Origin of the sequence: Bradyrhizobium sp. Tv2a-2, from assembly GCF_000472425.1 — a bacterium.
GTDB lineage: Bacteria > Pseudomonadota > Alphaproteobacteria > Rhizobiales > Xanthobacteraceae > Bradyrhizobium.
Genome location: NZ_AXAI01000017.1, coordinates 91,070 through 110,435, shown reverse-complemented (window position 1 = coordinate 110,435; position 19,366 = coordinate 91,070). Strand labels below are relative to the sequence as shown.

The window sequence follows — 19,366 nt, the reverse complement described above, 5'->3', positions numbered from 1 at the left end:
CGGGAAAAATGTCCCTGTCCCGCCGGGAGAAATCCCTGTTGCGGCGATCAAGGCGAGTCACTAGCAATATTTCCATATGTTAACGTAACGGCGTAATTCGACCGCTCTGCGTCGTTCGAGGCTCAGGGGACGCTGGGCAGCCAAGAACAACGCGGTCGAAAATTGGGGGATGTTTTGACCAGGCTCAAGGCATTGAAGAGCGCGCTTCTCCTGAGCTGCGCCGTATTGCCGGGGATTGCATCAGCGCAGGAGGCGCTGCCGACCATCGAAGTCGTCGGCGTATCGCCCGTACCTGGTGGGGAAATCGATATCAATAAAGTGCCGTCCAACGTTCAGACGATGGGTGCATCCGACCTCGTTCCCGAGAAGTCGACATCGCTGCTGGACGGCATGGTTCAGTTCCTTCCCTTCGTGTCTCTGAGCGACCAGTCCGGCAACCAATTCCAGCGCAATCTCGACTACCGCGGCTTTAGCGCCTCGCCGGTGCCGGGCACCCCGCAGGGAATCGCCGTCTATCAGAACGGCAACCGCATCAACGAAGCGTTCGGCGACGTCGTGAACTGGGACTTGATCCCGGAGATGGCGATCGCGCGCATGACCTTGATGCCGAACAACCCGATCTTCGGTCTCAACGCCACCGGCGGCGCATTGTCGATCGAGATGAAGAACGGCTTCACCTATCACGGCACCGAGGCCCAGCTCTGGGGCGGATCGTACGGGCGGATATCGGGCGGCGCGCAAGCCGGCTACGAGAAAGACAACGTCTCCGCTTATGTCGCAGCCGACAGTACCTTTGACCGCGGCTGGCGAGAATTCTCGTCGCAATCCCAGGTCCGGCGCATGTATGTCGATGTGGGTGTGCGTGGCGACCAAACCGAATTCCACGTCTCCTTCACGGGCGCAGACAACAAGCTGGGCTCCGCTGCCGCGACGCCAGTGGAGCTCCTCAATCAAAACTGGGCGAGCGTCTATACATGGCCACAATCAACCCATCTGCAGCTTGCCTTTCTGCAGACGAACGCGAAGTGGACGCCGACGGACACGCTCACGGTTCAGGCCAACGCCTATTTCCGCGCCTATCGTGCGGCCCATGTCGACGGCAACGGGTCCGACGCGCAGACCTGCGATGACGGCATCAACCTCTGCATCGGCGATGGCGCCACGCCGCTCAATATAGCAGGAGACACTCCGAACAACCTGATTGCGAATTCTGCAATCGGTGAAATCGACCGCAACTGGACCAGGTCGAACAGCTACGGCGGGTCGCTACAGGCAACGAGCACGGCCCAGGTGTTCGGACATGACAATCATCTGGTCGTAGGCACCAGCGTCGATCGCGGAACCACGAATTTTCAGACATCGGCCGAGCTGGGCACGGTTGACCAGAATTTCTTCGTGACCGGCACCGGCGTCTTCATCAATCAGCCCGCGGCTGACGACATGCCGGACAATCTCAGGGCCAACAACACCTATATCGGCGTCTACGCAACCAACACCTTCGACATCACCTCGCAACTCTCGCTGACCGGCGGCGGACGCTTCAATTACGCCCAGATCGACCTGCAGGACTTGACCGGCACCAATCCGCTGCTCACCAGCGCGAATAACTACCAGCGCTTCAATCCGGTCATCGGCCTGACCTACCGGATTACGCCGAATGTCACCGCCTATGCCGGCTACTCGGAAGCCAACCGCGCGCCGACACCGCTCGAGCTCGGCTGCTCGGACCCCTCGATACCCTGCCAGATCGATAATTTTTTGATCGCGGATCCGCCGCTCAAGCAGGTGGTGTCGCACACGATCGAAGGCGGCTTCCGCGGCGAATATTCGGGTGGCGCCGCAGCCGCAGAGCATCTGCCGTCGAAGGCGCCCCCCAAAGCCGTCGAGAACGGCTGGCGCCTGCGTTGGGGCCTCAGCCTGTTCCGCACCGAGAACACCGATGACATCATCAGCGTCGCCAGTGCTGCGGTGCCGAACTTCGGCTTTTTCCAGAACGCGGGCACCACGCTGCGGCAGGGTGTCGAGGCGAAGGTCGATTTCTCCTGGGATCGCTGGACGGCCTACGCCAACTACACCTTCATCGACGCGACCTATCAGAGCTTCCTGACATTGCCCGGCGTGAACAATCCGATGGCAAGCATCGACCCCGTCACCGGCGCGAGCGTCATCTTTGTCGCGCCCGGCAATCACATTCCCGGGATTCCCGCGAACCGCCTCAAGATCGGTGGTGAATACGCGATCACCGATGCCTGGAAGCTCGGCGCCGACGTAAATTATTTCGGCAGCCAGTATCTGATCCACGACGACTCCAACCTGAATCCCAAGGTGCCCGCCTATTGGGTCGTCAACATGCACACGTCCTACCAGATTACGAAAAACGTGCAGGTGTTCGGGCTGGTGCAGAACCTGTTCAACCAGCACTACTACTCTGCCGGCACGTTCTTCGACACCGGTGGTTACAACAACTCCACGCCCGGCGGTCCCAATCTGCTTACCTTCAACGACCCGCGCACCTTCCTGCCGGGAATGCCGCTCGCGGTCTACGGTGGCATAAAGGCGACGTTCTGACGCCAGCACGCATCCACGCGCCTGCCTTTTCGCAGTCCGTCCTTCGAGACGGCGCTGACGTGCCTCCTCATGGTGAGGAGAGGCATCTGCGCCGTCTCCGGACGATGCTTCGCATCGCCGGGAGGACCACGCAGGCTGCGCGCGCGAAGACTTGATGCGCTGGCTGCGACATGATCGGATATGCCTGATCGGAACGCCATCGTCGTCCTCTCGGGCAGCGAGGCACGGCAGCGTCGACAGGAGAGAGCAAGATGGCTCCGGGATCGGTCATATCGTGGCTGTACGGGCTGGCTCTTGTCAGGGCGATGGTCGGAGCCTTTGCTATGGGAGTCCTGGCACTCGCGCCTGCCGCGCATGCCGAGAACAGGGTTTCCCCGATTGCATCGCCGCACCATCCCATGGACGGCCTGACCGCCGACGAGATCAGCGCCGGTGTCGGCGTGCTTCGCCGTGCCGGCAAGTTCGGCGATGACGCACGGATCGTCTCCCTGGCCCTCGACGAGAATCCCAAGGACGAGGTCCGCGCCTGGCGCCCGGGGCAGGCTTTCGCGCGCAGGGCGGTCGCGACGCTGCTCGCGGGCGGCCGGCTCTATGAAGGGCGGATCGACCTGGTCGCGAAAAGCCTGGTCAAATGGGACGAGATCGCGGATCGGCAGGCCGCATTAACGATCGACGAACTCATGGCCGCAAGCGATTTGCCGAAACAGGACCCGCGATGGGTCGCCGCTATGGCCAAACGCGGCATCACCGACTTTCACAACATCTTCTGTCTTCCCTTGACCGTAGGTCCCTCGGTCGATCCGACTCTCAGGGGGCATCGCCTCCTCAATGTTCCCTGCGTCGATACGTCGGGAGCGGGCAACAATCTGTGGGGCAGGCCGATCGAAAACCTGATTGCGCAGGTTGACCTCAATGAGAAGAAGGTGCTGTCGGTGACCGATTTCGGCGTGGTGCCGCCGCCTGCGCCAACCCCATCGCACGCCTATGCCGATTCCGGCAAATATCGCGTCGTGCCGAAGCCGGTTTTGATTTCGTCGCCGCAGGGCACGAACGTCACCGTGAACGGAGGCGAGGTGCGCTGGGACAACTGGTCGTTCCATGTGCGCCTGGAGCCGCGCATCGGAGCGGTGCTGTCCCTGATCCGCTACGACGATCACGGCGCGATGCGGGATGTCGTCTACCAGCTCTCGGCGAGCGAGATGTTCGTGCCCTACATGGATCCGGCGCAAACCTGGCAGTTCCGCGCCTACATGGATATCGGCGAGTACGGCTTTGGCGTGCTCTCAAGCGAGTTGCGTCCCGGCGAGGATTGTCCCGACGACGCGCACTACCTTGACCTCACGATTTCAGGCACCAAGGGCACGCCGATCGTCTCCAGGGGCGCGGTGTGCATTTTCGAGCGGCCGACGGCAGATCCGATCTGGCGTCATAGCGAGCTGATCAACAACACCGCCGAAGTGCGGCCGAACACCGAGCTCGTGGTGCGCATGGCGCCCGTCGTCGGCAATTACGACTACCTCGTGGACTATGTGTTCGACCGTGCCGGAAACATCGACGTGCGGCTCGGGGCCTACGGCATCGATGCCACCAAGGGCGTCGCAAGCAGCACACTGAATGATCCAACCGCTGCGCAGGATACCGCCTACGGAACGCTGGTCGACGAGCGGTTGCTCGCGGTCAACCATGATCATTACCTGATGTTCCGGATCGACATGGATGTCGACGGTACCGGCAACCGGCTGGTGGAGGACCGTTTCACTGTTCACAGGCTGACGGGCGAGGGGCCGCGCAAGAGCCTGTGGCAGGTGGAGACGCGGCCGGTCGCAACCGAAGGGCCGATCGCGACGCCGCTGAACGCTGCCCAGTTCAGGGTCGAAAGCGCCGACAAGACCAACAAGTTCGGCTATCGCACGAGCTACCAGCTGATATCAGGCCATGCCGACACCTCGCTGCTTGCCAAGGACGATCCGATCCAGCTCCGCGCCGGCTTCTCGAGCTACACGCTGTGGGCCACGGCCTATGCCGCCGACGAGAAATACGCAGCCGGCCTCTACCCGAACGAAAACCCCGAGGTGGACGGCCTGCCGAAATGGGTCGCAGCCAGGCGCTCGATCGAGAATCGCGATCTGGTGTTGTGGTACACTGTCGGCTTCCGACACGTGCCCCGTGCCGAGGATTGGCCCGTGATGCCCGGCCTGTGGCACGGCTTCCGCTTGCGCCCGTTCAATTTCTTCGATCGCAACCCGGCCCTCGACGTGCCGCCGGCGAGCGAAGCGAAGGCCGCACAATGATCGCCAGATGGGCCGGCATTTTCCTTGCGGCAGCCTGCACCTCGCTCCCGGTCGTGACCGCGCTGCGGGCGCAGACGCCGGTCGGCCTTGAGACGTCGCTGATCTATCTCGATACTGATGAGTGGACGCGACAGACGCCCGCCCGCAAGATCGAGCTAGCCGCCGATTTCATGCGAATCTTCTGCACCGACCAGACCATGTCGGCGGCAATGCTTGCTGATTGTCTCGACAGGGACGGCGAGAATGGCCCGCTGTTCGAGCGGGCCATTGCCTGCGTGAGCGGGGCTTCGGGCGCCAAATAGAGCATGATCCGGAAAGGGTGTAACGGTTTTTCGAAAGGCATGCCCGCGGGCTCGACACGGGGAATCGTGCTCCATCGAAAGAGCGCGACGGCGATTCAACCTGATCTTGCCGATCTTGTCGCGCTCCGGTGTAGCTCACTGGCACGCCGGCGCGGCGAGCGCGGGCTGGCGCTGCGGCGGATCGCCGGGGCGCTTGAGCCCCGCACCGCGGGCGAGCGCGGTTGCAATCTCCTCGGTGACGATCGGCCAGCGCACCACGTCGACGATCCCGGCCGTCACCAGCGTATCGGCGCTGATCTCGATCGCGGCCTTGGTGGCAAGCACGATCGGGACGCCGGGCACGCTGGCGTGCAGCGCCGCGGCCAATTCGAGTGTGCGCGCGGCCGATCCAAAATGGCCCACAACGATCAGGTCGAAGCGGTCCTTGTTGGTTCGGCAGGCCGCGAGCGCCGCCTCGGCGGCGGCGAATCCGACCGGTTCATAGCCGAGCGCTGCGAGCATCTCCTCGTCTCTCAGCACGCGCTCGCCGTCCTGCGCGACGAGCAGGATTGTCTCACCCCGTCCGCTCGGAAGCGTCGTCTCGGCCGGTTCCGGCACCGGCGCCGCCGTCGCTCTCGGCAGCCAGACTTCGAAACAGCTTCCTTCTCCAGGCGCGCTCGTGACGTTCAAGGATCCGCCATGCTCATGCACAATCTGGAGCACCGTGGCCAGTCCGAGACCGTTGCCCGCCGCGCGGGTGGTGAAAAACGGCTCGAAGATGCGCCCGAGCGTCGCCTCGTTCATGCCTTTGCCGGTGTCGGTCACGGCAATACAGACATAGTTGCCCGGCTGAAGCTCGTCGTGGCTGAGCGAAAGGGATTGCGAAACGTCGTTCAACCGGGTTGCGATCTCGATCCGGCCACCATGCGGCATGGCGTGTACGGCGTTGTTGCACAGGTTGAGGATCACCTGCTGCAATTGCGCATTCTCGGCCGACACGACGACTGCGGTCGCAGACGGTTGGACGACGAGCTCGATGCCCGGCGGCATCGAGACATCGAGCAGCGTCGCCGTTTCGGCGATCAAGGCATCGATGCTCAAGGGCTTGCGGCGCGCGTCGCGCCGGCGGCCGAAGGCCAGGAGCTGGTCGACGAGATCACGCGCCCGTTCAGCACCCCGCCGGATCGCGGCCAGATTGCGCGCATGCCGCGCGCCGGGACCGACATGCTCCTCCATGATCTCGGAATGCCCGAGAATGCCGCCCAATATGTTGTTGAAGTTGTGGGCAATGCCGCTCGTCAGCGTTCCAATCTTCTCCAGGCGCTGGGCCTGGCGAAGGCGTGCCTCAAGCCGCGTCCGCTCGCTTTCGATCGCGTGCCGCTCGACGGCCTGCAGGATGGTGTCGAGCGCCATGCGCAGGAGCGCAAGCTCGCCTGCCGTCTTGATGGTGCACGGGCGGCCGACGGTATCGAAGCCGAGAGCGACGCTGACGCCATTCTTGCTGACATTCGTCGCGCATGCCCACCCGCCAAGCCCGAGCTCGATGGATCTGGCCCTGGCGGTCCCTACCGGCATCGAACGGACGCGGGGCACGTAGACCAGGCCGTCGGCTCCGGTACCGATCAGCGCCGCGAGCTCGACGGCGCCAGCCGGCCAGCCTGGTGGCGGCGGCATGCCGGGGCGATGCCACAGGTGAAGACGCGGCGTCGGACCGGACATTACGAAATAGGCGCGGTCCGAACCGATGCGGCCTGCCATCTCGGCAACAGCGCGATCGATTTCGGGTCCGAGATTTTGTGGTCGCGCATTGATGAAGCGCATCGACATCGCAGCGATCACATGGTCCAACGCCGCGCGCCGTTGCAGCGCGCTGGCGCGTGATCTCAGGTCGATGCCGAGCCGAACCAGGAAGGCCACGAGGATCAGCGACGCCGCGTAAAGCAGTTGGCGGTACCATCGGGCCTCGGTTCTGGTCTCAAGCTGCTGCGTAGCGATTATCGCGCGCAGAGTTTCCTGCTCCCGCTCCTGAGGTAGCGCGCGCATGGATTTCAACGTGCTGTCGACGGTGGGCAGGATGCGGGCGAGCAATCGTCCGTGCGCCAGCAATGCCTCAACCGAGCCTCGCTGTCCTGTCAGGCTCGCCTGCCGCTCGAGCTCGTCGAGACGGTTTTGAGCCTCGCTGATCGCGGCCGAGGACGTATCCAGCGTCAAGTGCAGGATCGCTGCGGCGGCCGCGCTGATCGCGGGATCCAGCTCCGGCGCGTCGGGTCGGACCCGAAAGCGTCCGAAAAAGGCCAGCGAGTTGTGCAGCAAGGCGTTGTCGCTCTTGAACAGCTCGACCAGCTGCTCCTGGCGATCGATCACGGCGGCGAGCTCATCGACGGTCACGGTGATCCGCGCATCGATGGCGGAGCTGTCCCGCAAACGATCGAGCGAATCGCGCAGCGCATTGACCTCGTTCACCAGCGGATCGTAATTGCGCAGCGTCCCGGCGCGGGCTGTGAAAACGTCGCGAGACAATGCATTTTCTATCGCAGCAAAGCGATCGAGTTCGACGAGCGCACGGTCGAACAGCTCGGCCTCGGGGTTGACCGCGCGCATCGACAGCCATGTCAGCAGCAAGATCAGAAAGACGACGATTGTCGCGGCTTGAATGGCTTTCATGGCTTGGCTCCAACGACTGGCGAGCCGCGATAGTTGCCGGTCAATGTCCGCAGGAAGGCAACGAGGGAAGCCACTTGCTCGTCGTTCACGGTTCGATTGAGCTGCGCTGCCGCCATCCGGCGCACGGCCTCTTCGAGGGTTGCGGCGCTTCCGTCATGAAAATAGGGCGCGGTGGTTGCGACGTTGCGCAGGCTCGGCACGCGCACCGTGTCGGGCTTTCCCTGGACGAGGGGGCGGAAAATGCCTTGCCGTGCGAACAGATTGCCACCGACATTCGTGCCCTGATGACACGAGCTGCAGCCGAACGATTTGAACAATTGATAGCCGGCAAGCTCGTCGGGCGAAAGCGCCGAGGCGTCGCCGCGAAGCCAGCGATCGAACCGGCTCCCAGGCGTCAGCAGCGATCTTTCGAAAGTGACGAGCGCGTCCAGCACGTTGTCACGATCCGGCGCGCGGTCGTAGGCGGCGCGAAAATCCCGGACGATGGCCGCGTCGGTGCTCAGCTTCCGCGCGACCTCGTCGGCGTTTGTGTGCAGATTGGTCGGGTTCTCGAGCGACGATTCGGTCTGCGTGGAGAGCGAGCGGAAATTGCCCTCCCAGTTCAGTCTGAAATTGAGGGAGGCGTTGAACACCGTCAGGGTGTCAAATTGGAGCGAGCCGCTAGGGGCCGCGTTGCGGCCGCGGCCTCCGGCGCCGTTGGTGCGAAGGTCATGGCAGGACGAGCAGGAGAGGCGGCCATCCGCCGACAGACGCGGATCGCTGAACAGGCGTTCGCCGAGCGCGAGCTTGCGCGGATCGGCAGGCGGGGGCGGCGGGATGGGCGTGATCGGCTCCTGATCGGCCACGGGTTCCACCAGCGACAATTCGGAAAGGCACAGCGGCGCTTGCGCAACCGCCACCCCTGATAGCAGGGCATACAGGCCAAGCAGGCTCAGCCGCCGGCATGCGTTTGGGAGCGACAACCATGCCGGCGGTCGCGGCCGGATCATTCCGGTCCGCCCCCGCATCGCGCGATGGATACGACGTCGATCCTGGATACGCCGAGTTCGCGGCGCGACCGTTCGTCGAGGTTTTGCACGTCGGCGTTGCTGCGTCGCCGGACGCAGGCCTGGCGAATTTTGGACCAGAGCCCGATCGCGGCCGCGATGATCGCCGCGCGCCAGCCGGCGCGGGCGCCGGACTTCTGCTCGCGGCGAAGCACTGCGTCAGTTCCATCGTCGATCCGGGACTGGGCTGCGCCAAGCAGCTGCGAGGCCTTGGTCCGCCCGGTGCCGTCCGGATTGCCCGATGAAATCACCCGCAGGGTGGGCCTGGCATTTTTCGGACGTCCGGACACCGGCGGCCTGGGTTCAGACGGCCTGGGTTCGGACGGCTTGGGTTCGGACAGCTTGGGGCCGACGGGGTCGGCGAGATCGTCCAATGCAAGGGCCGGATACATCGCCCTTGCGTAGGCGGCGCAGCCAGCGAGGGTCTCGGCCACGATCCAGGATACGATCGCGATGGCAAGTGACGGCAAGGCGCCAGCATGCCCTGCGAACGGCATGAGGCCGGCGCACATCGACCGGACTCTCTCCACGAGCCTTGGCCGTTGCGACGGCGTTGGGCGCCGTGGCGCTTCGTCGCGACGGACGCGTTGGGCTGGGCGCACGGATTGATCGATCCGGTGTGAGATCGAAAGCAGCGCGGGGGATCTGGCGTAGGACGGGTGCTTTGCGACTGGCATCGAGTTCTCCCTGGGAATGTCTGTGCGGGAGAAACTGACGCAAGCGTGTTTCGTGAGCATTCCGGCGCGGCGGATTGAGGCTACGGCTGTAACCCGTCGCGCCGCCTTGGCGACAGAAGCGGGCGTCGGTGCGCCTTGCCGGCACGCGGCCGAGCCCGCTTCACGTCTTGTGCCCGGAGCGGCAATCACAGGCGGTCCACGGGAAGCGAGAAGACATAGCCAACGCCCCGTTCGGTCCGGATGATGGATGGCGTGCTTGGATCGCTCTCGAGCTTGCGCCGGAGGCGCAGCACCTGCACGTCGATGCTGCGGTCGAAGACATCCTCGTGCACGCGGGTCGCCTGCAGCAGCTGTTCGCGGGAAAGGGGGCGTTGTGGCGCATCAAGAAAGGCGACCAGAAGCACGTACTCGCCCTTGGTCAGGATGACCTCCTCGCCGGCCGAATTGGTGAGGCGTCGCCGGCGGCGATCGACGTGCCAGCCGCCGAACCGGTACCGGCCTTTCTCATTGTCCCGCTGGACGGCGGCTTGCCCGGTTTCGCGTCGTCTCATGACCGCGCGGATGCGGGCCAGAAGCTCCCTCAGGCCAAACGGCTTGGTGATGTAGTCGTCCGCTCCCAGCTCCAGTCCCACCACGCGATCGATCTCGTCGCGGCGGTGGCCGGTCGTGATGATGATGGGAACATCGGACTGCGCGCGTATCTCGCGAAGCAGATCGAGACCATCTTCCTGGCCCAGTCGCAGATCGAGCAGCACCAAATCGGGCGTGGTGCGCGCAAGCAGCCCGACCACCTCGTCCCGTCGGCTGGTGGAGACCACATGGATATCGTGATCCTCGAGATAGTTCGTCACCACGTGACGCAAGGTGCTGTCATCCTCGACCACGAGACAGGTCGACGATCGCCGGTCCACGCCTGGGCTGCCGGGTGACAGCCGAACGCCGGACGCCACGTCGGCGGAGGGCCCGTCCTCTGCGCGCATCGGTCCGCTCTGGCGGGGCGGCGTACTATCCGTTCCTGTCATCAACCAACTCTCCGACGCCCCGGACGCTATATAGAGCGCGCAATCTTCCGTTGCTGAACACGTTTCAGAGAGCGGTGATGTTGCGTGAGCCCGTCAGCCGCCGAGGCTCGGGCCAGTCCGATTGAGGCAACCCGCGGACAATTGGTTACATTTGTAACGCGAAGGGGCTTTGCTGAAATCATCATAAGCCACGAATGTACATCCCGCGTGCAGGCGAATGCGCACCGCTCTGGAACGGCCAAGTAAGCAGCGGCGCGATTCGCTCAAGAGGCACGGTGATTATTTCAGTCGAGTATTTGCGACCGGCAGGATCGATGCGATCACCCAGCCGTGCCCATCCCGGACAAAGGTTTGGCAGACAAGAAAGGTGTTGCTCTGCGGCTGGCCGCCGGGGAGGCTGCGCGTGAAAACGATGGGCACGAGAATTTGCACGACATCGTTCGAGATCACCGCGGTGTGAAGGTTGGCCATGTCAGGTTCGAGATGCCAGGTGCCCTGATAGTATTGCGTGAAGCGATCGACCGCCGCCTCGGTTCCCCTCGCTTCGATGCCGCGCGAAAACAACAGCATGTCGGGCGAGTTCCAGAGCATGGATTTTACTTGGTCCGCATCGTGCGCGTTCTGTGCAGCCACGAATTTCGTGAAAAGCCCACGCGCTTCGGCTGCATTTGAATCCAGTTCAGCTGACGCTCCTCCCCCGTACGCAATCATGACTCCTGCAACAAGAAACACGAGCGCGGTGGAAAGGTAAAACCGGAGTTTCGGCCACTGGATGCGGCCGATGGAAGTCAGGAGGCTTTTCATGCGGCATCTTTCAAAATGAAATCATCGGTCGGCCGCGTGCGAGCTGGCCATTGATATCAATATGAGGATTATCATCCTTTGATATTGCCCGACCGTGTCGGCCAATTGAAATTTGGCTACGGTTGCAACACGAATGGAGCGCGCGAAGCCGCGGCGGCGGGTGAACATATCGGGGAGGCGATCCCGCATCCGGGGATCGTCCGATCTCGTTCAGGTTGAGTAGGATCGATCTGGAAAACCGCTACATTCTTTTCCGGCTCATGCTCCAGCGCCGATTGCGCGGCGCAGGAGTTCGACGGGATCGGCATCGTCTCCGACCCAGGCGACGAACTGGTCCGGCCGGACCAGGATCAGGCGTGATTGATAATTCTCCCGACCATCCGTCGGAGAGTCGCTGACGACTTTCAGGGGGACGCGGAGCTTCGAGGCGGCCTGCTCGAAGCCGGATGCCGCGTGGCTTGCGCCGAGGTCGATCAGCGTAAAGCCATGTCCGAGCGCCTCGAAAATATTCTTGCCCCCGGTCAAGGGCTGTGGCGCGAGATGATGGCCGGCGCGGGCCGCATAAGCATGCGAGCCGATCGCGCTGCTGACTGCGCCCGCCGGCCCCCACACGATCGGTGAGCCCTCGTAATTCGGTTCGAAAGCGTTCACCTCCGCGCGCGCGCCGGACTGCCGCTCGCGCCAGGCGGTCTCGAAATCGGAGCGATCGCGCGCTGGATCGTGTTTGCGCAAGAAGTCGCGATCATCGAAAATGGATTTCTCGATGAAATCGCGCGCCGTGGAGGCGAACACCGGCCGTCGCTCGGCATCATAACTGTCGAGCAATCCGCCGCCGCCCCAGCCTTGCAGGGCTGCCGCGAGCTTCCAGGAGAGATTGACGGCGTCCTCGAGTCCGCTGTTCACCCCGTAGCCGCCATAGGGCGGGTGGCTATGCGCCGCGTCGCCGGCGATGAAGATGCGCCCGGCGCGATAGCTGTCGGCGAGCGCGAAGCGCAAATCCCAGAAGCCGATGTGCTCGAATTCGATGTCGAACTCGGCGCCGGCGGCTTGGTGGAGAAAGCCGCGGAAATCAAAATTTTCGCGCGTGGTGCTGGCGGGAACGGGGGCATGGAAGAACCACGTACTGCCGAGATCGACCCGTCCAAAGAACTTCCAGTAGCCGTCGAGCTCCGGATGCAGCACGTTGTAGAACGATTTGCCCGGAAAGCGCTCCAGCAGCTTGTGCAGGCCGGCGGAGCGAAAGACGAGCAGCACCATGAGACGGTCGTGATCGGACCGGGTCTGCGTGATGGCGGCCTGCTCGCGCACGGTCGAGCGGCTGCCGTCGCACCCCACGACATAATCAGCACGCAGGCTCCGCTTGTTTGCATCGCGGTCGACGATGTCGACACTCACGCCGCCATCATCCTGGCGAACGGCTTCGGCGGTCCAGCCGTACAGGGTCTCAATGGCGGGGATCTGCGCTGCCCTGCGCCGAAGCACGGCTTCGGTCGCGTATTGCGGCAGGCGTTCATTGTCGGTGAAATAGAATGGTCGGACCAGCTCGCGCTGCAGCCAGTCGTAGCCATAGCCGCTCAGCAGCGTGCCGTAGCTCGTCATGCCGCCAATGCCATAGTCGCGCGGGATGGTACGCGCGGCGCGCAACTCCGCTTCCGCACCCCAGAAATGGAAATGCTCCATGGTGCGCTGGGTCAGATTTTGTCCCTTCGGGATCGGCTGCGGATCCCTGTAACGTTCGACCACGATGGTGCGGACGCCGCGCAGACCGAGATCGATCGCGAGTCCGATGCCGACCGGCCCGCCGCCGACGATCACGACCGGCACATCTGTTTCAGGTGAGTTCTGCATCGAAGCCATAACCCTCGAGAGCAGCTCCGCGATGGAGGAGTCCGACCGCGAGCCATTTGACGTTCCACATGAAGCCGGATCAGGTTTTCGTCAACTTAAATCTCACTAGATGAGATTACTTTGCGGAGCCGAAGGCTGCGATCGAGACCAGGCGGGCTGCATTGCGGACTTCGTTGCTGATCCGATCAATCAGCTCGCCATTTGCATGCTGGCCCGCGATCGTCACGCAAAGGCTTGCGACGGGATCATTGGCGTCCAGGATAGGCGCGGCAATTCCAATGGCGCCCGGCGTGACTTCGCCAAAGGCGACTGCAACGCCGGCCCGTCTGATGCGCTTGAGCACAGCAATGATCTCCTCCGGCGTAGCGCCGACGCCAACGGCGCGCAGATCGTCGGAATAGCGGGTGATCAGCGGGACGAGGCGCTGTCTGGGCAGAAAGGCCATGATCGAACGTGCAATTGCGCCGCGTCCCATCGGCATCGGTCGTCCCCGCGGATAGCTGCTCACCGGATTGGGCGCCGACGATTGCGAGGCGACGCACAGCATCTTGTCGCCGTACCAGCGCACGACCAGCGCGGTGCAGGGCTGCGCGGCGGTGAGCGCGGCGAGAGGCGAAGCGGCGGCGGCGACGAGGGGGTCCGCCCGCCGGCTCAGATAATCCATTTCGACGACGCGCGGGCCGAGCGTGAAGCGGCCCCCGCGCGCCGACATCAGAAGCCCGCTCTCTTTCAGGCTCTTGAGATAGCGGTAAAGCGTCGGCCGGCTGTAGCCGAGCTCCCGCATGAGTTCGTCCGGCGTCCAGAGCGGGCGGCTTTCGCTGAACAGGTCGAGCACCGCAAGCACCCGGTCCCGGCTGTTTGTCGTCTCCGCTTCCTGGTCCAATCCAACCTCCGCGCGCCCTGCGCATGATGCCCTGTAACCCGGTTCTGCGGCCCCGAAAACGGGTGACGGCGGGCAGGCTTGATTTCGAGTAAGTCTCAATATAAGAGATTTTGTATTAAACAACTATAGTTCATGCAACGGTGTTGCGCAGGGAGAACGACCGCACATGACAATTGCCGTTAGGGAGAGGCCTTCGCCCACGGTCATCGACGTCCCCGGCTACATCGACCGGCACCGGGTCGGGCCCTTTCAGGTTCATTTGCTGCTGATCTGTGCGGCGGTTCTGTTCATCGACGGCTTCGATACCCAGGCGATCGGCTACGTCGCGCCGGCGCTGGCCCAGGAGTGGAGGTTGCCGCGGTCGGCGATGGGACCGGTGTTCAGCGCCGGGCTGTTCGGCCTCATGATCGGTGCATTGATCTTCGGCACCATCGCCGACCGGATCGGCCGCAAGCGGATCATCGTGCTGAGCACGGCGGCCTTCGGCATCGCCACTCTGCTCACCGTCCTGGCCCCGGACGCGCCATGGCTGATCGCGTTGCGCTTTCTCACCGGCCTTGGCCTTGGCGGCGCGATGCCGAATGCCGTCGCGCTGATCTCCGAGTTCAGTCCGCACCGGCGCCGCGCAACCATGGTCATGACGATGTTTGCGGGCTTCTCGATCGGCGCGGCCGTGGGCGGCCTGCTCGCGGCTGCCTTGATCCCGGCCCTTGGCTGGCGCTCGGTTTTCGTGGTCGGCGGGCTCGCGCCGCTGCTGCTGGTGCCGATCTTGGTCCGCGCGCTGCCGGAATCGATTCGCTTCCTGGCGCTGGTCGGCGGGCGCGATCGCGAGGTTGCGGAACTGTTGCGGCGGATCACGCCCGATATGCCACCTGCCGCGGACGTCCGCTTTGTGGCGCAGGAGCCGAGATTGTCCGGTCTGCCGGTCGCACATCTCTTTGCCGAGAAGCGCGCGGCCACGACATTGTTGTTGTGGATCGTCTTCTTCATGAGCCTGCTCGATCTCTATTTGCTCTCGAACTGGCTTCCGACAGTTTTGAACGACCTTGGCGTCTCGGTTTCGGTTGCCGCTGCCATCGGCGCGATGCTTCAGGTCGGTGGCGTGGTCGGCACCTTCACGCTCGGGCGCTTCATCGACCGCTTCTCCTTTCGTGCGCTCGCGCTGACCTATCTGTGTGCGGCGGGCGCCGTGGCGGCGATCGGCATCACCAGCCATTCCACGGGCCTCGTCACCGTCGCGATCTTCGTGGCCGGATTCTGCATCGTCGGCGGCCAGATCGCCTCAAACGCACTGACGGCAACGTTTTATCCGACGGCGATCAGATCGACGGGGGTCGGCTGGGCGCTGGGGATTGGCCGCATCGGTTCGATCGTCGGGCCACTTGTCGGCGGCCTTCTGCTGGCGAACCAGATCGGGCCGCAGTCGCTGTTCGCGGTCGCCGCAATCCCCGCGCTTGCGGCCGCCGCGGCATCCTTCCTGCTGGCGCGCGCGGGATAGGCGAGGGACAAGTTTATGGGAGAAGCCGGCCTCGACACAGGAGTCGCCGGCCTTTCCGCCGTGAGGGCGCAGGTCCCCTCGGCGAACGAGCTCCGTGCCGCCGCAGATTGTGTGGAGTTGCCTCGTCATCTGCGGCTATGGTGCCACTCAGCGCGCCGCGCTGAAGACGAAAGGCATTTCGATATGACCCGTGAGGAACAACAATTGCGTGAAGCCATCATCGCGAAATGCCGGTGGATGAATGCGTCGGGTCTCAACCAGGGCACATCGGGAAATATCTCCGTCCGCTACGAGGACAGGATGCTGATCACACCCTCGGCGACGCCTTACGAGGCGATGAAGCCAGAGATGATCGCGTCGATGCCGCTCGAAGGCGAGTATGGTTCGTGGGATGGCCCATTGCCGCCATCCACCGAATGGCGCTTCCATCTCGATATCGTGCGCGGCCGGCCGGACGTCGGTAGCGTCGTCCACACCCATTCGACCTATGCCACCGTGCTTGCGATCGCGCGCAAGCCGATCCCCGCCTGCCACTACATGATGGCTGCGTTCGGCGGTAACGATGTCCGCTGCGCGGGCTATGCGCTGTACGGCACGGCGGAATTATCAGAGCTCGCGCTTGCCGCGCTTGAGGGCCGCAACGGCTGCCTGCTCGCCAATCACGGCATGATCGCGGTCGGCGCCAATCTGGACAAGGCGATGTGGCTTGCCGTCGAGCTCGAGACCATCGCGCGCCAATATTATCTTTCGCTTGCGCTGGGATCGGCGCACATCCTCAACGACCGAGAGATCGCGGAAGCGGCGAAGGGATTCTCGACCTACGGTCTCCAGGCGTCCAGGCCAAAGCCGGCGAAAATGCGCGCTGCGGCGAAAGCTGTTGCAGGCCGACAGATCGAGAAAAAGCGCAGCAAGACGCGATAAGCGCGGCCGCGACCGGCAGGGCAGGGCAGGGCTTATCGCCGACGTTTCGCCCGCGTACGCGCGGCCTTCCTTGCAGCCGTCGATCGCACCTTCGCGCCCTTGGTTCGCGCGGCTTTACGGGCGGCCGCCGAGCGCGATGCCGCGCTACGGCGGCTCGCGGCGCGTTTGGCCTGTTTTGAAAGCGCGCCGCGCGAGGCGCTGGATCGCGGCTCCTTTTTCAAAACCTGCTTCACGGCACGCGCAACGCGCGGCCGCCGTTGCGTCTTGCGCTTGCCCTGACCTGCTTCATAGGCATATCCGGCGCTCTTGCGTGTGCTCTTTTTTGCCTTGCCTCGACGGGGCGGCGGAAGTGCCACGCCCGCGCGGCGTGCTTCTGAGAGACCGATGGCGATGGCCTGCTGCGGCGACCGCGCGCCATGCTCTCCGTGGCGAATTTTATCGATTTCTTCGCGCACAAACTCGCCGGCCTGGGTGCTGGCCGATTTCCCGGCACGCTTGTCCGCCTTGGCCTTTCGGATCGTTTCTTTTCGCGGCATTGAAATGTTCCCTCAATTTCAGCACTTGACGAGGCAACAGGGCCGGGATGGCGATTGTTCCTTTGGACGCGCCAAATTCCAACGCCGTCGCGGGCATCTCGCCGCTCAGAAGAACAGCTCCGACGCCAATGACGTGGAGCTGTTCTCTGGCAAGCTTATGCAGAGCGATGTCTCAATGCGGCGAGAATCCTGCTAGCACGAGCCGGTGCCGGCCGCGCCAGTCGCGCCGCTGCTCGTCGTCGATCCCGCGCCACGACAACCGGTGCCCGCGCCCGAGTTGAGACCATTGTCCATACCGGGAGAGGTGCCGACGCCATTGTTGTTTCTCATCCCGTTCGTGGTGCCGGTGCCCATTCCGGTCGTGCCCGTTCCCATACCTGTCGTGCTGCCCGGGCTTGTGATGCCGGGAGAGGTCGTGCTGCCCGGAGACGACGACGTGCCTGGCGAGGTCGCGCCCGTTGAAGAACTTCCCGCAGCCGAGCCGCCTCCGGCAGAGCCGCTGCCTGCGCCGCCCGCTCCAGCCGCAAACACAGCTGTACCAGACATGGCGAGGGTCGTTGCCAACATGATGGTCGCAAGTTTCATGTGTTGGTTTTCCTTCGTTCGTTGACGAAGGGGATAAGGAGCCCCAGCGCGGGCCGTTCCTGATTTGCCGATCACAATCGGCAACATTGGCCTGGGCGTGAGAGATAGTTAGCCGAGTTCCATCGCAGCGTCGACCTCCGCGCCTACCAGAACGGCGATGGCGGAAATCCATAGCCAGGTCATGAATCCGATCACGGCGCCGAGCGAGCCGTAGGTTTCGTTGTATGCGCCGAAATTGGCGGCGTACCAGGAGAAGGCCGCCGATGCCGCGAGCCACAGCATCGCAGCGGTGACGCTTCCCCAACTGACCCAGCGCCATCGTGCTGTCCGCCGATCAGGCCCAAACCGGTAGATGAAGGAAAGGCTCACCGTCAGTGCGACCAGGAGTCCCGGCCAGCGGCCGGCACGAAGCAACAGATCGGCGCGGTCGGAGAGGCCGACATAGTTCAATGCCACGGGCAAGATGACGACGGCTGCGATCGCCAGCTGGACGAAGACAATCCCTCCCAGCGTGAACATCAGCGAGACCGTGTTGAGCTTGAAGAAGCCGCGCCCCTCTCGCTCGCCATAGATGATGTTCAGCGTGTCAAACAGCGACTTCATCGCGGCATTGGCGCTCCACAACGAGATCGCCAGTCCGATCAGGAAGGTCCAACCAAGCGTCTGTCGTCCCTTGGAGGCAACCCGGGTGAGCTGGTCGCGTGCGACGTCGAGCGCGCCACCCGGCAGGAAACCCGAGAGGTAATCGACGTGCCCCGCAATGGTCGAGGGGTCGGCGAACAGGCTGTAGATCGCAACGAGTGCGGCAAGCGCTGGGAAAATCGCCAGCAGACTGTAGAAAGTCATGCCGGCTGCCAGCGCGACGAGGCGATGCTCGGATATGGCGGCATAGATGCGCAGCAGCCAGTGGGCGCGGCTGCGCGCGGGTGGGGTGTCGCTGGAGGCGAGCCGGCCATCGCGGAAGATGTCCGCTTCACCCGGAAGCGAAGCGTCTTCGGCGTCGACGGCATGATTTTCAGAGTCTCGGCCGGCCAGAAGAAGGCCAGCCATGACGGCGATGGCCAGCATGACCGTCCAGTTGGACAGGATGGCCAAGCCGGGCCGCCGCTGCCGCGACGTGGATAATTGGTCTGACAAATTTCGAGCCCGCGACATCGGCGGCGCAATCCTGAACCCGAGGCCGGACGCCCCGCAACGAGGGGCAACAAAGCAGGTCTATACGTGTTCCATATCTCGCCTGTCGCCACAATCGCGGATGGTCGAGAGCTGACCAGAGAGTGCGCCGCGGCATCGGTCTGGGCGCCATTCGAATGAACCTCGTGGCTGTTCGGGAATTTCCACTTTGATGAGAGACGTTGGTGTCCCTGATTCAAATGTCGAACTTAGGAGACGTTCGGGTCGGTGGTTTGACCAGGACAAACGAAACGGAGACCGACCATGGCATATCCTAGCGATGATCAGATCAAGGTCCGTGCCCATCAGCTATGGGAGCGGGCCGGAAAGCCGGAAGGTCGGGACGACGAGTTCTGGCGCCAGGCCGAGCGCGAATTCGAGGAGATGGACGAGGTCGACAAGCAGGAGCCGCCGGCCGTATTGCCTGGCTAAGGCGCGGTGAGATCGGATTACGAACGCAAAGCGATGAGCAAGCTGATTTGCCCGTCGGGCGGCATGCGCGAATTGTTGTCAAGCAAACGCGGCAAAAATATTGTTCTTTCTTTTTTTCCGAATGTGTGATTAGCTAA

Annotated in this window: 17 protein-coding genes; 8 read left to right on the top strand and 9 right to left on the bottom strand. The window is 63.5% G+C overall.

The window, feature by feature from the left end:
• Window positions 1-174: 174 nt before the first annotated feature.
• The 3 genes from A3AI_RS0130345 to A3AI_RS0130335 all read left to right on the top strand — a co-directional run bounded on the left by A3AI_RS0130345 (window position 175) and on the right by A3AI_RS0130335 (window position 5,161).
• The gene (locus tag A3AI_RS0130345; protein ID WP_024519186.1) at window positions 175-2,568 is read left to right on the top strand and encodes a TonB-dependent receptor; all 2,394 of its coding nucleotides are present in this window, start codon (window positions 175-177) and stop codon (window positions 2,566-2,568) included.
• 323 nt (window positions 2,569-2,891) lie between these two features.
• Window positions 2,892-4,859 (top strand): copper amine oxidase, encoded by a 1,968-nt coding sequence (locus tag A3AI_RS0130340; RefSeq protein WP_024519185.1) that lies wholly within the window; start codon window positions 2,892-2,894, stop codon window positions 4,857-4,859.
• Entirely contained in the window at window positions 4,856-5,161 is a 306-nt protein-coding gene (locus A3AI_RS0130335; RefSeq protein WP_024519184.1) for a hypothetical protein, read from the top strand. Before A3AI_RS0130340 ends, A3AI_RS0130335 begins: the two co-directional genes overlap by 4 nt.
• A gap of 135 nt (window positions 5,162-5,296) precedes the next feature.
• On the opposite strand, the gene A3AI_RS0130330 is transcribed toward A3AI_RS0130335, so the two are convergent.
• From A3AI_RS0130330 to A3AI_RS0130295, 7 genes are all read right to left on the bottom strand, one after another.
• Window positions 5,297-7,804 (bottom strand): two-component system VirA-like sensor kinase, encoded by a 2,508-nt coding sequence (locus tag A3AI_RS0130330; RefSeq protein WP_024519183.1) that lies wholly within the window; start codon window positions 7,802-7,804, stop codon window positions 5,297-5,299.
• Window positions 7,801-8,793: a cytochrome-c peroxidase gene (locus A3AI_RS0130325; protein WP_024519182.1), complete on the bottom strand. Its 993-nt coding sequence runs from the start codon at window positions 8,791-8,793 to the stop codon at window positions 7,801-7,803. Before A3AI_RS0130325 ends, A3AI_RS0130330 begins: the two co-directional genes overlap by 4 nt.
• Window positions 8,790-9,362, bottom strand: coding sequence for a hypothetical protein (locus tag A3AI_RS0130320; RefSeq protein ID WP_024519181.1), 573 nt, complete (start codon window positions 9,360-9,362; stop codon window positions 8,790-8,792). Before A3AI_RS0130320 ends, A3AI_RS0130325 begins: the two co-directional genes overlap by 4 nt.
• A gap of 350 nt (window positions 9,363-9,712) precedes the next feature.
• On the bottom strand, window positions 9,713-10,507 hold the full coding sequence (locus tag A3AI_RS0130315) for a response regulator (RefSeq protein ID WP_024519180.1): 795 nt from the start codon (window positions 10,505-10,507) through the stop codon (window positions 9,713-9,715).
• A gap of 321 nt (window positions 10,508-10,828) precedes the next feature.
• Window positions 10,829-11,353: a YybH family protein gene (locus tag A3AI_RS0130310; RefSeq protein ID WP_024519179.1), complete on the bottom strand. Its 525-nt coding sequence runs from the start codon at window positions 11,351-11,353 to the stop codon at window positions 10,829-10,831.
• A 258-nt stretch (window positions 11,354-11,611) separates the two neighbouring features.
• Entirely contained in the window at window positions 11,612-13,201 is a 1,590-nt protein-coding gene (locus A3AI_RS0130300; protein WP_024519178.1) for an FAD-dependent monooxygenase, read from the bottom strand.
• 115 nt (window positions 13,202-13,316) lie between these two features.
• Window positions 13,317-14,084, bottom strand: coding sequence for an IclR family transcriptional regulator (locus tag A3AI_RS0130295; protein WP_024519177.1), 768 nt, complete (start codon window positions 14,082-14,084; stop codon window positions 13,317-13,319).
• Between the two features lie 166 nt (window positions 14,085-14,250).
• Between A3AI_RS0130295 and A3AI_RS0130290 the strand changes: the two genes are divergently transcribed.
• Together A3AI_RS0130290 and A3AI_RS0130285 are read left to right on the top strand one after the other, a co-directional pair.
• Entirely contained in the window at window positions 14,251-15,582 is a 1,332-nt protein-coding gene (locus A3AI_RS0130290) for an MFS transporter (protein ID WP_024519176.1), read from the top strand.
• 183 nt (window positions 15,583-15,765) lie between these two features.
• Entirely contained in the window at window positions 15,766-16,503 is a 738-nt protein-coding gene (locus tag A3AI_RS0130285; RefSeq protein ID WP_024519175.1) for a class II aldolase/adducin family protein, read from the top strand.
• 32 nt (window positions 16,504-16,535) lie between these two features.
• Here the strand turns inward: A3AI_RS0130285 and A3AI_RS49470 are convergent, their stop codons facing one another.
• Window positions 16,536-16,958 carry a DUF6496 domain-containing protein gene (locus A3AI_RS49470; RefSeq protein WP_245286986.1) on the bottom strand — a complete coding sequence of 141 codons (423 nt, stop codon included), beginning with the start codon at window positions 16,956-16,958 and terminating at the stop codon, window positions 16,536-16,538.
• On the opposite strand from A3AI_RS49470, the gene A3AI_RS48895 reads away from it, so the two are divergent.
• Together A3AI_RS48895 and A3AI_RS0130270 are read left to right on the top strand one after the other, a co-directional pair.
• Window positions 16,888-17,235, top strand: coding sequence for a hypothetical protein (locus A3AI_RS48895; protein WP_198030245.1), 348 nt, complete (start codon window positions 16,888-16,890; stop codon window positions 17,233-17,235). The two genes, A3AI_RS49470 and A3AI_RS48895, sit on opposite strands and share 71 nt — an antisense overlap.
• A 9-nt stretch (window positions 17,236-17,244) precedes the next feature.
• Complete coding sequence (locus A3AI_RS0130270) at window positions 17,245-17,649, top strand: hypothetical protein (protein ID WP_156928004.1); 405 nt, start codon at window positions 17,245-17,247, stop codon at window positions 17,647-17,649.
• 83 nt (window positions 17,650-17,732) lie between these two features.
• On the opposite strand, the gene A3AI_RS0130265 is transcribed toward A3AI_RS0130270, so the two are convergent.
• Window positions 17,733-18,719 (bottom strand): YihY/virulence factor BrkB family protein, encoded by a 987-nt coding sequence (locus A3AI_RS0130265; protein ID WP_024519171.1) that lies wholly within the window; start codon window positions 18,717-18,719, stop codon window positions 17,733-17,735.
• Between the two features lie 342 nt (window positions 18,720-19,061).
• Here A3AI_RS0130265 and A3AI_RS46525 point away from each other — a divergent pair, with 342 nt between their 5' ends.
• Window positions 19,062-19,229, top strand: coding sequence for a DUF2934 domain-containing protein (locus tag A3AI_RS46525; protein ID WP_084801069.1), 168 nt, complete (start codon window positions 19,062-19,064; stop codon window positions 19,227-19,229).
• The last annotated feature ends 137 nt before the right edge of the window (window positions 19,230-19,366 follow it).